Origin of the sequence: Pseudomonas sp. FEN, assembly GCF_904067045.1 — a bacterium.
GTDB lineage: Bacteria > Pseudomonadota > Gammaproteobacteria > Pseudomonadales > Pseudomonadaceae > Aquipseudomonas.
This window is the reverse complement of the sequence record NZ_CAJFDC010000036.1, coordinates 1,464,942-1,478,990: the sequence shown is the minus strand read 5'-3', so window position 1 is coordinate 1,478,990 and position 14,049 is coordinate 1,464,942. Positions and strand designations below refer to the sequence as shown.

At 64.3% G+C, this 14,049-nt stretch carries 11 protein-coding genes; 7 read left to right on the top strand and 4 right to left on the bottom strand.

What is annotated here, in order from left to right:
• Positions 1–28: 28 nt before the first annotated feature.
• The 4 genes from PFEN_RS30165 to tssA all read right to left on the bottom strand — a co-directional run bounded on the left by PFEN_RS30165 (position 29) and on the right by tssA (position 3,921).
• Complete coding sequence (locus PFEN_RS30165; RefSeq protein WP_191490204.1) at positions 29–517, bottom strand: Hcp family type VI secretion system effector; 489 nt, start codon at positions 515–517, stop codon at positions 29–31.
• A gap of 257 nt (positions 518–774) precedes the next feature.
• The gene (gene tssC, locus PFEN_RS30160; protein ID WP_191490203.1) at positions 775–2,268 is read right to left on the bottom strand and encodes a type VI secretion system contractile sheath large subunit; all 1,494 of its coding nucleotides are present in this window, start codon (positions 2,266–2,268) and stop codon (positions 775–777) included.
• Between the two features lie 15 nt (positions 2,269–2,283).
• Positions 2,284–2,799, bottom strand: coding sequence for a type VI secretion system contractile sheath small subunit (tssB, locus tag PFEN_RS30155; RefSeq protein WP_191490202.1), 516 nt, complete (start codon positions 2,797–2,799; stop codon positions 2,284–2,286).
• An 81-nt stretch (positions 2,800–2,880) separates the two neighbouring features.
• Positions 2,881–3,921 (bottom strand): type VI secretion system protein TssA, encoded by a 1,041-nt coding sequence (tssA, locus tag PFEN_RS30150; protein WP_191490201.1) that lies wholly within the window; start codon positions 3,919–3,921, stop codon positions 2,881–2,883.
• Between the two features lie 392 nt (positions 3,922–4,313).
• On the opposite strand from tssA, the gene tagH reads away from it, so the two are divergent.
• From tagH to PFEN_RS30115, 7 genes are all read left to right on the top strand, one after another.
• Entirely contained in the window at positions 4,314–5,726 is a 1,413-nt protein-coding gene (gene tagH, locus PFEN_RS30145; RefSeq protein WP_191490200.1) for a type VI secretion system-associated FHA domain protein TagH, read from the top strand.
• Positions 5,727–5,970: 244 nt separating this feature from the next.
• The gene (tssJ, locus tag PFEN_RS30140; protein ID WP_191490199.1) at positions 5,971–6,480 is read left to right on the top strand and encodes a type VI secretion system lipoprotein TssJ; all 510 of its coding nucleotides are present in this window, start codon (positions 5,971–5,973) and stop codon (positions 6,478–6,480) included.
• Positions 6,481–6,495: 15 nt separating this feature from the next.
• The gene (gene tssK / locus PFEN_RS30135; protein WP_191490198.1) at positions 6,496–7,830 is read left to right on the top strand and encodes a type VI secretion system baseplate subunit TssK; all 1,335 of its coding nucleotides are present in this window, start codon (positions 6,496–6,498) and stop codon (positions 7,828–7,830) included.
• Between the two features lie 6 nt (positions 7,831–7,836).
• The gene (locus tag PFEN_RS30130) at positions 7,837–9,156 is read left to right on the top strand and encodes a DotU family type VI secretion system protein (protein ID WP_191490197.1); all 1,320 of its coding nucleotides are present in this window, start codon (positions 7,837–7,839) and stop codon (positions 9,154–9,156) included.
• On the top strand, positions 9,153–12,656 hold the full coding sequence (tssM, locus tag PFEN_RS30125; protein ID WP_191490196.1) for a type VI secretion system membrane subunit TssM: 3,504 nt from the start codon (positions 9,153–9,155) through the stop codon (positions 12,654–12,656). Before PFEN_RS30130 ends, tssM begins: the two co-directional genes overlap by 4 nt.
• Entirely contained in the window at positions 12,653–13,306 is a 654-nt protein-coding gene (tagF, locus tag PFEN_RS30120) for a type VI secretion system-associated protein TagF (RefSeq protein WP_191490195.1), read from the top strand. The genes tssM and tagF overlap by 4 nt, the downstream gene beginning before the upstream one ends.
• Entirely contained in the window at positions 13,307–14,035 is a 729-nt protein-coding gene (locus PFEN_RS30115; RefSeq protein WP_191490194.1) for a PP2C family protein-serine/threonine phosphatase, read from the top strand.
• Positions 14,036–14,049 lie beyond the last annotated feature (14 nt).

Here is a 14,049-nt window from a genome sequence, read left to right as displayed (position 1 = left end):
GACGCTGAGCGTCGGGGGGGCGTGGGGATCAGCGCTTGGTGTTCGAGCGGATGTTCCAGCCAAACTTGACCGGGCCGCCTTGTTTGGAACCGTCGGCCTTCTGTTCCTGATACTCGACCATGACCTGGGCGAAGTTCAGGGTCACGTTCTCGGTCAGGCGATCGTCGGTACCCGAACCGCCGGTGCTCAGGGAAGTGACCAGCACTTCTTCCAGGTCGATCTTCATGTACTCGACCTGGCTTTCGCCGCCGGCCTTGCGTACCACCAGGGTGACCTTGTCGATGTGCTTGCCGCTGGCGCAGTGCATCATCAGGTTCGGCGAAGCCTTGTCGACGTACTTGGTCAACGACAGGTCCTGGATATTGACCTTGCCGGCGCCGCCGCCACCGCCCATGTGCATGTTGCCGGACTGGGACATGCCCCAGCTCCAGTTGAGGACGTCGATTTCCTCTTTGTGAGCCTTGTCCTGGGACTCGCCCTTGATGTCGCCGATCTTGATGAAGATATCAACAGCCATGTTTTCTCCAGTGTGGTCTTCACCACGATGTTGTTAGCCAGCACTCGCCGCGGTTGGCGGCGGGTTCGCTGTTGTGACGGATAACGCGGTCCTTTGTAGGAGCCGAGCTTGCTCGCGATCGGCCGCGAAGCGGTCGTAAATCCTGAGTCCCCGGTCTTTCAGGAAGACCGCGTCCGCTGGTTTTGCGAGTGCTGCGCACTCGATCGCGAGCAAGCTCGGCTCCTACAAGGAATGGCGTTGCCCGCCAGGGTTGGGGGTTACGCCCCTTTCGCCGACGGCAGCTTGGATACCAGGCGCAACGAAACCGTCAGGCCTTCCAACTGGTAGTGCGGCCGCAGGAAGAACTTGGAGGTGTAGTAACCCGGGTTGCCCTCGACGTCCTCGACCACCACTTCCGCCGCGGCCAGTGGGTGCTGGGCCTTGGTGGTTTCGGTGGAGTGGGCCGGATCGCCGTCCACGTAGTTGAGGATCCAGTCCTGCAACCAGCGCTGCATCTCGTCTTTCTCTTTGAACGAGCCGATCTTGTCGCGCACGATGCACTTGAGGTAATGCGCAAAGCGGCAGGTGGCGAACAGGTACGGCAGGCGCGCGGCCAGGTTGGCGTTGGCGGTGGCGTCCGGGTCGTCGTACTCGGCCGGTTTCTGCAGCGACTGGGCGCCGATGAATGCGGCGAAGTCGGTGTTCTTCTTGTGCAGCAGCGGCATGAAGCCGTTCTTCGCCAGCTCGGCTTCGCGACGGTCGGAAATCGCGATTTCGGTCGGGCACTTCATGTCCACGCCACCGTCGTCGGTGGGGAAGGTGTGCGCCGGCAGGTTCTGCACTTCGCCGCCGGATTCGACACCGCGAATCCGCGAGCACCAGCCATAGTGCTTGAACGAACGGTTGATGTTCACCGCCATGGCGTAGGCCGCGTTGGCCCAGGTGTACTTGGCGCTGTCGGCGCCGTCGGTGTCTTCTTCGAAGGCGAAGGCTTCCACCGGGTCGGTCTTGGCGCCATAGGGCAGGCGCGCCAGGAAGCGCGGCATGGTCAGGCCGATGTAGCGCGAGTCTTCCGACTCACGCAGCGAGCGCCAGCCGGCGTATTCCGGGGTGGTGAAGATCTTGGTCAGGTCGCGCGGGTTCGACAGTTCCTGCCACGAGCCCATGCCCATCACGGTCGGCGAGGCGGCGGCAATGAACGGCGCGTGCATCGCCGCGCAGACCTTGGACAGTTCGCCCAGCAGTTCGACATCCGGCGGCGACTGGTCGAAGTAGTAGTCGCCCACCAGGCAGCCGTAGGGTTCGCCACCGAACTGGCCGTATTCCTCTTCGTACATCTTCTTGAAGATCGGGCTCTGGTCCCAGGCCGTGCCCTTGAATTTCTTCAGGGTCTTGTGCAGTTCCGGCTTGGCGATGTTCAGCACGCGGATCTTCAGCTGCTCATCGCTCTCGGTGTTGTTGACCAGGTAGTGCAGGCCGCGCCAGGCGCTTTCCAGCTGCTGGAACTCCGGGTGATGGATCACCTGGTTGATCTGCGCGGTCAGCTTGGCGTCGATGGCGGCGATGATCGATTCGATGGACTTGATGGCGTCGTTGGACACCAGGTCGGTCTGCGCCAGGGCCTGTTCGGCCAGGGTGCGCACGGCGCCCTCGACGGCTTCGCGGGCACGCTCGGTCTTGGGCTTGAATTCCTGCATCAGCAGGTTGGCGAATTCGCTGGGCTCGGTGGTGGTGCCGGGCAACGCCTGATTGTCTTGCTGCAACTGGGTCATGATCGTTCGTCCTGATTAAGCGCTGGGCTCGGAGTCCTGGGGCTTTGGCGCACTCGCCAGGGCCTGGAGCAACGCCGGATCCTTGATGGCCTTCATGATGATTTCTTCGGCGCCGGTCTTGCCGTCCATGTAGGTCAGCAGGTTGGCCAGCTGGGTACGGGCTTCGAGCAGCTTGTTCAGGGCATCGACCTTGCGCGCGACGTTGGCCGGACTGAAGTCGTCCAGGCTCTCGAAGGTGATGTCCAGGCTCAGGTTGCCTTCGCCGGTCAGTTCGTTCGGTACGTTGAACGCCACGCGTGGTTGCATGGCCTTGAGGCGCGAGTCGAAGTTGTCGACGTCGATTTCCAGGAACTTGCGGTCCGCGACCGGCGCCAGGGGTTCGGCGGGTTTGCCAGCGAGGTCGGCCATCACGCCCATGACGAAGGGCAACTGGACCTTTTTCTCGGCACCGTAGAGCTCTACGTCGTACTCGATCTGGACCCGTGGCGCGCGGTTGCGCGCAATGAATTTCTGAGAGCTGGTGTTCGCCACGTTGTTGCTCCTGGTCGCTCAAGCGACGGTGTTGGCGTTATCGGTGGTTGCCGTTAACTAAGCGGCGGGGTCCCGACGGGCTTATTCGCCCTCGGGGCCCCGCAGGTTTTCAAATTGGGACAGGCCATCGGGAATCAGGTTGCGGACAATAGTCGCGAAGTCGGCGTGCACCAGGTTCTTGGCCCGGGTCAACAGCACCGGCAGCGGGCTGGAGGGCTCGTGCCGGGAGTAGTAATTCAGCAGCCGATCGAGACTGCGCAGGACGTCATCGCGGTTACCGATCTCGCCCGGCGGTACGCCGCGGCTGGCTGCCGGAGCCGCGGCGAGGTGGTCGTGTCCAGCGGGTGCCAGCTCGGATTGATTCTCGGTTGATTCGCCGGCGTCAGTGTCGGCGTCAGTGCCGGGCGCGTATTGCGCGAGGATCTGCAAGGCCAGCTTGAGTGGCTGGCGCAGGGCGCTGAGATCGACCCCCTGGGCCGAGCCGACCTGGTCGCTGACGAAGCGTTCGATGCTGTCGACGGCGTCGCGGGCTTCATTGAGCGCGCCACGCACGGTGGCCAGTTGCTCGGGGTCGCTGTCGCGCAGGGCGCCGGCCAGTTCGTCGGGGTTCAGGCTTTCGTCGGAGAAACCTTGCAGGCCGCTGGCATTCAGCGCCGCGCGCAGGGTCACGCTGCCGAAGGCCCGGGAGCGGGTCAGCAGGCTTTCGCGCAGCAGGCGGATATTGGTGTCGCAGGCCAGGCCCGAGAGCGCGTTGATCCGCACCGTGGGGTCGTTGTCATCATCGGCATCGAGCAGCGGATAGAGTTCATCCCAGTACTGCTGGAGCATCTGGCTGACCAGGGTCAGGGCTTTGGCGAGACCCGGCAGGCCGTCGAGGGCCAGGGCGCTTTGGACGAGAAAATGGGTGATGCGCAGGTCTTTGCTGCGTTGCAGGAGCGCCGTGCTCGACTGCTCGATGGCGCGCCACGCCGGAGGTTCGGCCGCTTGCACCGAGTCGCCCATGATGCGCTCGGGTTTGCCTTGGGCGTCACGCTCCAACTGTAAGAATTGCGCGTCATATTCCAGGTCCTCGCCACAGGGCGAGTTCGCTGAAACAGCGGCGAGCAACAACGGCACATCCACCAAAATCGATCTCCTTATCGGCCTGCTGGATAGTCAGGCGTTTGTTGCGAAAGTTCCTTCAGAAAACTCTCATATTTCTTGTTGATATATACAGAGTGGCATCATTTGGCCATCATCTATAAGCAAGAAGTTGTGCATTTTTGGTGTAGTAGTTATGGCTTGTCAAGGTAAGCTATCGGCCCTTTGTTACCGTTGTGACACACTCGTCAAGGCTGTCGACCACTGAGTCAGACGGTGTGCGTTTTTAAGAGTTTTGTAGGTAGAATCCACAAGGTTCGGCGAACTGGCTGAAATAAATAGGCTTTTTCCAGGATTCTCATGACCCTGGCGGGACCCGGCACAAGGCGTTTGTGCTGGGTGGCTCGTGCGTGGAAGTACAGCAAGGAGGCGCAATGTCGCTGTGTTTGACTATCACTAGTTATCACAAGATCACCCCTGGTCAATGTCCGGAGAAATCCATGGATACGGGGATGATGGCAATTGGCCGTAGTTCCGAGAATGATTGGGTGCTTCCCGATCCGGAGCGGCTGGTTTCCTCGAAACATTGCGTTATTCAATACAAGGATGGTCGTTACTATCTGACCGATAACAGTACCAATGGTGTGGAATTGGTTCATGCCGGTATCCGCTTGCGCAGAGGTAACAGCGAGCCGTTGCAGGACGGCGAGGTCATCCGCATCGGTGAGTACGAGATCAGTGCGCGTATCGATTTCAATCTGCAACTGGCCCACGAGAGTCTGTCGGGTGGCGATTCGTCCAACAGCTTCGAAGCGTTGATGGGGCGGGCCGCCGCCGCACCCGTAGCGTCGCCGGTGAATACCCCGGCCGCGCATTTCCAGGGCGCTTCGGCGCTGGACACGCTGCCGGATTTGTTCGATTTCCTGGCGCCGTCGAGTATTCCTCCGGCGACCCAGCCGGACCATGTACCCGCCCAGCAACATGACTTTCGTCCGCCGACGCCAGTGGCCGGCCCGGCACCCGTGGTGATACCGAAAGCGCCAGGCGCGGGGGTGATTCCCGAAGACTGGGATCTGTTCGGCGATACGCCCAAGGCGCCGCTCAGCGCGCCGATACCTGTTGCCGTGGCGATTGCCGAGGCTATCGTCGAGCCGACACCGACACCGACACCGACACCGACACCGACACCGACATCCACGCCCACGGTGGCCCCGCTCGGTCAGCCGACCCCCGTGCTGGCGGCGTCCGGTGCTGCCCAGGCCGATTTGTTGCAAGCCTTCCTGCGCGGGGCCGGTCTCGACCAGTTGCGTATCGACACCGCCCAGGTGGAAGCGCAGATGGAAGCCATTGGCCGCAGCTACCGGTTGATGGTCGAAGGTCTGATCGATGTGCTGCGGGCCCGCAGCAGTCTCAAGGGTGAGTTCCGCATGCAGCAGACGCTGATTCGCCCGGTGGAAAACAACCCGTTGAAATTCGCCCCGAATGCCGATGAAGCGCTGCTCCTGCTGCTGCGTCACGGCAACCAGGCGTTCATGGCGCCGGATCAGGCGGTCAGCGACAGTTTCGATGACCTGCGGGCGCACCAGATGGCGGTGATGGCCGGAGTGGAAGCGGCGATCAAGCACCTGCTCAAGCGTTTCGAGCCGTCGGAGCTGGAGACCCGCATGGGTAAGCCTGGCGGTTTGTCGACCTTGTTCAGCGGTTCGCGCCAGGCCCAGTACTGGCAGCAGTTCACCGAGCTGTACACGAATATTTCCCGCGAGGCCGAAGAGGATTTCCAGGACCTGTTCGGTCGGGAGTTCAGTCGGGCGTATGAGGAACACAGTGCGCGGTTGCGCAAGGGATAAGGCATTGAGAACGCCACGGACCTGTAGGAGCAGGCGCCGCGAAGCTTTTAGCGATCTCGAGGGCCTCTTCGCGGACAGGCTCCGCTCCCACAATAGAACGAGTCGTATGCAGGTTTTGTGTACGGCGCAAAACCTGTGGGAGCGCAGCTTGCCCGCGAAGAGGCCAGCATAGGCACCACAGTTCCAAGGCTTGGTCGCAAAACAGGATTTAACGGAAAGTTCATAACGTCATTGAGGACGCAGGATGATTTACCGAGTTTTACTGGCCGCAGCCCTCACGCTGTTGCTCGGCGCATGTGCCAAGGACGCGGTTGCTCCACCACCCGCCGAGGCGCCCGTTGCCGATAGCGCCAGCGCTTCCCTGCATTTCCACGCCATTGCCGGTCTCAATCCCGGTGCCGACGGCGTGCCCGCCCCCGTGCGCGTGCGGATTTTCGAGCTGAAGAACAGCGCCAACTTCAATCGTGCCGACTACTTCGCCCTGGCCGAACGTGCCCAGGCGACCCTCGGTGCCGACCTGATCGACCAGGACGAAGTCCTGGTCCAGCCTGGCGAGCAGATGAGTCTCGAGCGGGCACTCAACCCGGCGACCCGTCAGGTCGGCCTGGTGGTGGGCTATCGCGAGATCGACCAAGCGCTCTGGCGCACGCTGCTGACCATCGCCCCCAAGCAGCTCAACGACTATCAGATCAGCCTCGATGTGCGTGCCGTGCGCAGCGCCGTCGTCGTGACCCCAACCCGCACCGCCCCCTAGGCAAACGGAGAAGCCATGTCCTGGAACAATCGAGTGGTCTGGTCGGAAGGCATGTTCATTGGAACGCAGCACTTCCAGCAGCATGACCGTTATCTGGAAAACCTGATCGATGCCCGCAGCCGCCCATTGGCCGTCGGCGCCTGGGGTTTTTCCGAGCTGCTGATCGACCAGGGCCTGCTGGCCCAGGGCAAGCTGGCCATCGTCTCGGCCCGGGGCCTGTTGCCGGACGGCACGCCGTTCAACATTCCCGTTGATGACCTGGCACCGAGCCCGCTGACCATCGCAGACCATCTGCGCGATGGCCTGGTCTATCTGGCCTTGCCGCTCAAGCGCGCGGGCTCGCGGGACACCGTCGACGAAGGCGAGGAACTGGGCGGCGCACGCTACCTGAGCCAGGTCCGCGAAGTACGTGACGATAACGCGCCGTTCGAGAACCGTGCGCCGGTGGCCCTGGGTTCGCGGGCCTTGCGCTTGTTGACCGGCGAGGATGGCCTGGGCGACTACGCCGCCATTGGGCTGGTACGGGTCAAGGAAAAACGTGCCGACCGCGCCCTGGTCCTCGACGACAGCTATGTGCCGCCGGTACTCGACGTCGCGGCGAGTAAGCCGCTGATGGCGTTTCGCAGTGAACTGCTGGGTCTGCTGCACCAGCGTGGCGAGGCCCTGGCCGGGCGGGTGGTGGCTTCGGGCGCCGGTGGTGCCTCGGAGATCGCCGATTTCATGCTGCTGCAACTGGTCAACCGCGCCCAACCATTGATCAGCCATCTGAACCAGATCAGCCCCTTGCACCCGGAGCGCCTGTACAGCGAGCTGGTGAGCCTGGCTGGTGAGTTTTCCACGTTCGCCAGCAGCGGTCGGCGTCCCGCCGCGTTCCCGGCGTATCAGCACGATGACCTGGCGTTGAGCTTCGCTCCGGTCATGCAAGCCTTGCGCGAAGCCCTGTCGATGCTGATCGACAGCAAGGCGACGCCGATTCCGATTGTCGAGAAAGCCTATGGCATCCATGTGGCGATGCTGGCCGACCGCAGCCTGATCGACAACGCCAGCTTCATCCTCGTGGTGCGCGCCGATATCCCCAGCGAAACCCTGCGCGGACGTTTCGCCCAGCAGAGCAAGGTCGGTTCGGTGGAGCACATCCGCGACCTGGTCAACTTGCAACTGCCGGGTATCGGCCTGCTGCCGCTGCCGGTGGCGCCGCGGCAGATTCCGTTCCATGCCGGGTCGACCTACTACGAACTCGACCGGGGCAGCGAGCATTGGAAGCAGCTGCAGAACTCCGGTGGCTTTGCGTTCCATGTCGCCGGCGATTTTCCCGGTTTGAACCTGGCCTTCTGGGCCATCCGAGGGTAAGCGGCGATGAGTGCCAACGATGATCCGTCGGGCCAATCGGTGCCCGCCAACGACCGTACCCAGTTCATGCCGCGCCCCGGTGGCCGGGCGCCGGAGCCCGCCCGGGCTGAACCTGCGGCAGCGCTGTCGGTGCCGGCCGCGCCGCTGCCGGTCGGCCAGTCGCAAGGCCTGAACCCGCTGGAGAGCGCCGCCGGGCCCTTGCTGGCTCTGCTGACGCGGCTGCGCAACACCATTGCCCATCCAGCGCCGGCCAGCTTGCGGGCGCAGTTGCTGGCCTATCTGCGGCAGTTCGAGGAACGCGCCGAAGGCGCCGGTATTGCGCGCAACGACGTGTTGCTGGCGCGCTATGCGCTGTGCACCGCTCTCGACGAGGCAGTGCTGAGCACGCCTTGGGGCAGTGGCGGCGACTGGGGCAAGCAGAGCCTGCTGATCACCGTGCACAATGAAGCCTGGGGGGGCGAGAAAGTCTTCCAGTTGCTCGACCATTGCCTGCAAAGCCCGCGCGAGCGCCTGTACCTGTTGGAGCTGTTGTACTTGTGCATCTGCCTGGGCTTCGAAGGCCGTTACCGGGTGATGATCGATGGGCGCAGCCAGCTCGATGCCCTGCGCGAACGCACCAGCGCGGCGATTCGCAGTGCCCGTGGCGAATACGAGCGCGAGCTGTCGCCGCACTGGCGCGGCCTGACAGTGGCGCGTGACCGGTTGAGCCAGTTCATGCCGCCCTGGGTCGGCATCGCCATCGGCCTGGCATTGCTGTTGGCGCTGTTGTTCGGCCTGCGCCTGAAGCTGGCCGCCGATGCCGAGCCGGTGTTTCGCAATATCCACGCGCTGGGCGAGATCCCGGTGCAGACCATCGACCGTCCGGTGGTCCAGCCCAAGGTGGTGGAGCGGCCACGCCTGGCCGGTTTCCTCGCCGATGACATCAAGGCCGGCAAGGTTGCGGTGGAAGACAAGGTCGACCGCTCGGTGGTCACCATTCGCGGCGACGAACTCTTTGCCTCGGCCAGTTCCAGCATTGTCGACGACTACCAGCCGTTGATGCTGCGTATCGCCGATGCCATTGGCAAAGTGAAGGGCCAGGTGCGGGTCACCGGTCACAGCGACAACCGGCCCATCGCGACCCTGCGCTTCCCGTCCAACTGGGCGCTGTCCCAGGCCCGCGCCGAGCAGGTGTTGCAGATCCTCGCGGCGAAGACTGGCACGCCTGCGCGCTTCAGCGCCGAAGGGCGCAGCGACACCGAACCGCTGGCCTCGAACGCCACGGCCGAGGGTCGGGCGAAGAATCGTCGGGTGGAAATCACAGTCTTGGCGGAGGGAGTCGAGTGAAGGCGTTTTTTGGTTTTGTCGTTCGCTGGGTGATCCCGTTGCTGGGGCTGATCGCCTTGAGCCTGATCATCTGGTTCGTCGGCCCATTGCTGGAAGTGTTGGTGCCGGAGGGGCGGCGTTGGGCACTGATCGTGCTGATTTTCGCGGTGTGGATCGCCTACCGCGTGTTCCGCCTGATCCAGGCCCGGCGCCAGGCGGCCAAGGTCATGCAGAGCCTGGCCGCGGAAACCCCGCCGGATCCCGCCAGTGTCGCCACCGCCGAGGAACTGGCGACCCTGCGCCAGCGCATGGCCGAGGCCCTGGCGCTGCTCAAGAAAGCCAAGCTCGGCGGTGACGAGCGTCGCAACCTGTATGAGCTGCCGTGGTATGTGATCATCGGCCCGCCGGGTTCGGGCAAGACCACCGCGCTGGTCAACTCCGGGCTGCATTTCCCATTGGCCGCGCAGTTCGGCGCCGGGGCGATCCGCGGTGTCGGCGGTACACGCAACTGCGACTGGTGGTTCACCGACGAAGCGGTGCTGCTGGACACCGCCGGGCGCTACACCACCCAGGACAGCCATGCCCAGGTGGACAAGGCGGCCTGGCTGGGTTTCCTCGACCTGTTGAAGACCCAGCGTTCACGGCGGCCCATCGACGGTGCCTTTATCGCCATCAGTCTGTCGGACCTGCTGCTCGGCACCGACGCCGAGCGCGCCGCCCATGCCACGGCGATCCGCGCGCGGATCCAGGAGTTGTATACCCAGCTCGGCGTGCGTTTCCCGATCTACCTGATGCTGACCAAGCTCGACCTGGTGCCAGGGTTCATGGAGTTTTTCGACGCCCTGAGCAAGGAAGAGCGGGCCCAGGTCTGGGGCATGACCTTTGACCTGGACGACGGCAAGCACGCCGAAGGGCCGCTGGTGCGGTTCCGCGAAGAATTTGCCGGCCTTGAGCAGCGCCTCAATGCGCGGCTGGTGGAGCGTCTGCAACAGGAGCGCGACCCGGCACGGCGCGACCTGATCTACGGTTTCCCGCAGCAGTTCGGCGCATTGAAGACCTGCCTGCAGGATTTCCTCGACGGTGTGTTCAAGCCCAATGCCTATGAAGATCGTGCCTTGCTGCGCGGCGTGTACTTCACCAGTGGCACCCAGGAAGGCAGCCCCATCGACCGCCTGATCGGCGCCATGGCCCAGAGCATGAACCTGGACCGCCAGCAGTTGGCGCGCCAGACGGGCAGCGGGCGCAGCTACTTCATCGAGAAGCTGTTCACCGCCGTGGCCTTCGCCGAGCGTGGTCTGGTGGGGGTCAACCCCAAGGTCGAACAACGCCGTAAATGGCTGGCACGCGGGGTGCTGGCGGCCACGGTCGCGGTGGTGTTGGTGGTCGGTACGCTCTGGTGGGTGAGTTTCCGCGCCAACGAGGCGTACATCGCCCAGGTCGACCAGAAGGTCGCGCCCCTGGGTCAGAGCGTGCAGAACCTCAGCTCGGCGCAACGCGATGTGCTGGCGGTGTTGCCGTTGCTCAATGCGGTCAAGTACCTGGCCGGCGACGCGCCGGGCTGGGCCGAAGGCCTGGGCCTGTACCAGGGCGACATGCTCGAAGCCGAATCCGCCAGCGTCTATCGCAAGTTGCTGATCGCGGTGTTCGCGCCACGCTTGCTGACCCGTGTCGAGGAGCAACTGCACAGCGGCGGCAATTCGGACTTCCTTTACGAGGGCCTGAAAGCCTACTTGATGCTGGCCGACAACGAGCATTACGACCCGCAGTTCATCAAGGCCTGGATCGCCCTCGACTGGGACCGCAGCCTGCCGCGGGATTTGCCGCCGGAGCAGCGCGCCGCCCTCGGCGAACATCTGCAAGCGCTGTTCGAGCGTCGTCCACCGAATGCCCGGCTGGACGAGCGGCTGATCGACGACTTGCGCCGGCAACTGCAGCAACTGCCGGTGGCGCAACGGGTCTATGACCGGGTCAAACGCCAGAAACTGCCGGAAGGCGTGCCGGACTTTCGCCTGAACGAGGCCGCCGGACGGGATGCGGCGTTGGTGTTCAGTCGCAAGAGCGGCAAGCCCCTGGGCGATCCCCTGAGCGGCTTCTTCACCGTCAAGGGTTATCGACAGGCCTTCCTGCTGACCAGCCTGAACCAAGCCAATACCCTGGCCGAAGAGCAGTGGGTGTTGGGTCGCGACCCGGCCGAACAGCAGAATGTCGCCAGCCTGGCGGCGGATGTGCGGCGCCTGTATTTCCAGGACTACCTGCGCCAGTGGGACGCCTTGCTCGCCGATATCGACTTCGTGCCGATCACCAGCGTGGCCCAGGCCTCCGACGTGCTGCGGGTGATTTCCGGTCCGACCTCGCCGCTGAAGAAACTGTTGCTGGCGGTGGCCAAGGAAACCGATCTGCAACAGGAAGAACGGCTGCTGGCGGCCCAGGGCAAGCCGGTCGCGGGTAATGTCGACCAGCTCAAGCAACGCCTGGGCTCCCTGCTCGGTCAGGAACAGGCGGCGGGCAACAGCGCGCCAGTGGACAGCCAGGACCCGGTGAGCGCGCACTTCGCCGAGCTCAATGCCCTGGTCAACAAGGGCGAAGGCGAGCCGGCGGCCATCGACGCCTTGCTGGCGGACCTGAATGCGCTCTATGTGCAGGTCAGCGCCATGTCCGGTGCCAGCGGCGATGCCCTGCTCGGCGAGGCGAAGAACCAGGCCTCGGCCGCCGCGACGCGGGTCAGCCTGACCGCCGAACGCCAGCCACCGCTGGTCCAGGGGCTGGTCAAATCGGTGGTCAGCTCGACTACCAATAGCATGATGGGGGGCGTGCGCAGCCAACTGAACGCGGCCTGGACCAGTGAAGTGGTGAACGTCTACCGGCAATCCCTCAGTGGCCGTTATCCGCTGGCGCCTGGCAGTGCCCGGGATGCGACGCTGGAGGACTTCGGCCTGTTCTTCGGGGTCGGTGGGGTGATGGACAACTACTTCCGCAAGTACCTGCAACCCTACGTCGACACTTCGACGACGCCTTGGCGCTGGCAGCCGGGAGCGGCGCAGAAACTGGGCATCTCGCCCGGGGTGTTGCAGACCTTCCAGCGTGCCGCGGCGATTCGCGATGCGTTCTTCCGCTCCGGCGGCACCCAGCCGACCGTGCGTTTTGAGCTCAAACCGGTGGCGATGGACGCTTCCATCAGCCAGTTCCAGCTTGAGCTCGACGGCCAGCAGGTCGGCTATGACCACGGTCCGAGTCGGCCGGTGGCGATGCAATGGCCGAACCCCGGCAGCGTCGGCGTGGTTCGCCTGTCGATCTCGCCGCCGTCGGCCAGCGGGCGCTCCGGGATCACCCTGGACGGGCCCTGGGCCTGGTTCCGCCTGCTGGAGCAATCGGACCTGGTGGCGGGTAACTCACCGGATCGTTTCAACCTGCGGCTGCGGGTGGACGGCGCGAGCATTTCCTACGAACTGCGCGCGAGCAGTGCCTTCAACCCGTTCAAGAGCCGCGTGCTCAGCGGCTTCAGCCTGCCGGAGCGGCTATGACGACAGCAGGTTTCTACGGCAAGCTGGCCAGTCGCGGCGACTTTGTCAGCCGCGGCCTGCCGCAGAGCTTTATCCAGCCCTGGGATGCCTGGTTGGCCTCGGGGTTGCTCGCCAGCCAGCAGCAATTGGGGGCTGATTGGCTGAACGTGTACCTGGTCAGTCCGCTCTGGCGTTTTGTGCTGGCCGCGGGTGTCTGCGGGCCGGATGCGCTGGCTGGGGTGTTGATGCCAAGCATCGATCGGGTCGGGCGCTACTTTCCGCTGACCGTGGCCCAGCCCCTCGATCCCGGACACGCCTTGACGGCGGTGCTCGGCGGCGCGGACAGCTGGTTCGAGCAGGTCGAAACCCTGTTGCTGGCGACCCTGGAAGAGGGCGCTGGCTTCGAGGTGTTCGATCAGGGCGTCGAGGACCTGGGCGGCTTGCCGTTCGCCAACAAGGTGCCCTCCAGCGACTTCGTCGGATTGCAGCGCCTGGCCGCGCTCGACGCGCCGAGCCGTGTCAGCGCCCTGGCCGAACAGGCCTGCGTCGGCAGCAGCCTCTGGTGGGGGCGTGGCTCGCAGCGGATCGAGGCGGGACTGATGCGTTGCGCGGGCCTGCCGGCGACCGCCGATTTCGGCAGTTTTCTTCTGGGCAAGGGGGCATCGATCTAGATGGCTCACGCACCTGCAATCACTTACCAGTCGGCCAGCTACAGCCATGTTGGCATGGTCCGACAGATCAACGAGGACGCCTTCCTGGAACTGCCCGGCGCCGGGCTCTGGGTGGTGGCCGACGGCATGGGCGGACACGCGGCGGGGGACTATGTCAGCAGCCTGATCGTCGACACCCTGCGCCGCGTTCCACCCTCGGACGCCCTGGCGATCTACACCACGGCCCTGCGCACGCGGTTGGCCGAGGTCAATGCCGCGGTGCGCGAGGAAACCGCCAACCGTGGCGTGGCCATGATGGGCAGCACCGTGGTGCTGTTGGCGGTACGCGGCGCCGAGGGCGTCTGCCTGTGGGCCGGCGACAGTCGCCTGTATCGCCTGCGCGACGGCCAGTTGGAGAGCATTTCGCGCGATCACAGCTACGTCCAGGACCTGCAGGACAGCGGCCTGCTCAGCGAGGCCGAGGCGCGGGTGCACCCGCGGGCGAACATCGTCACCCGGGCCATCGGCGTGGAGGCGCAACTGGAGTTGTCGATGGTGCCGTTCCAGGTGTTGCCCGGAGACACCTACCTACTGTGCAGCGACGGCCTGAACAAGACCGCCGAGGACGCCGAGATCCGCGATGTGCTGGTGCACGCCGACCCCTATGACGTGGTTCGCAGCCTGGTGCACCTGGGCCTGACCCGGGGCGCCCCCGACAACATTACGGCGATTGTCGTCAAAGCCACCTGAAGACCCCCGACACC

What these genes read in the sequence shown, in the direction of transcription:
- PFEN_RS30165 (WP_191490204.1), bottom strand. Translation starts at nt 517, where the DNA reads ATGGCTGTTGATATCTTCATCAAGATCGGCGACATCAAGGGCGAGTCC.
- tssC (WP_191490203.1), bottom strand. Translation starts at nt 2,268, where the DNA reads ATGACCCAGTTGCAGCAAGACAATCAGGCGTTGCCCGGCACCACCACC.
- tagH (WP_191490200.1), top strand. Translation starts at nt 4,314, where the DNA reads ATGTCGCTGTGTTTGACTATCACTAGTTATCACAAGATCACCCCTGGT.
- tssJ (WP_191490199.1), top strand. Translation starts at nt 5,971, where the DNA reads ATGATTTACCGAGTTTTACTGGCCGCAGCCCTCACGCTGTTGCTCGGC.
- tssK (WP_191490198.1), top strand. Translation starts at nt 6,496, where the DNA reads ATGTCCTGGAACAATCGAGTGGTCTGGTCGGAAGGCATGTTCATTGGA.
- PFEN_RS30130 (WP_191490197.1), top strand. Translation starts at nt 7,837, where the DNA reads ATGAGTGCCAACGATGATCCGTCGGGCCAATCGGTGCCCGCCAACGAC.
- tagF (WP_191490195.1), top strand. Translation starts at nt 12,653, where the DNA reads ATGACGACAGCAGGTTTCTACGGCAAGCTGGCCAGTCGCGGCGACTTT.
- PFEN_RS30115 (WP_191490194.1), top strand. Translation starts at nt 13,307, where the DNA reads ATGGCTCACGCACCTGCAATCACTTACCAGTCGGCCAGCTACAGCCAT.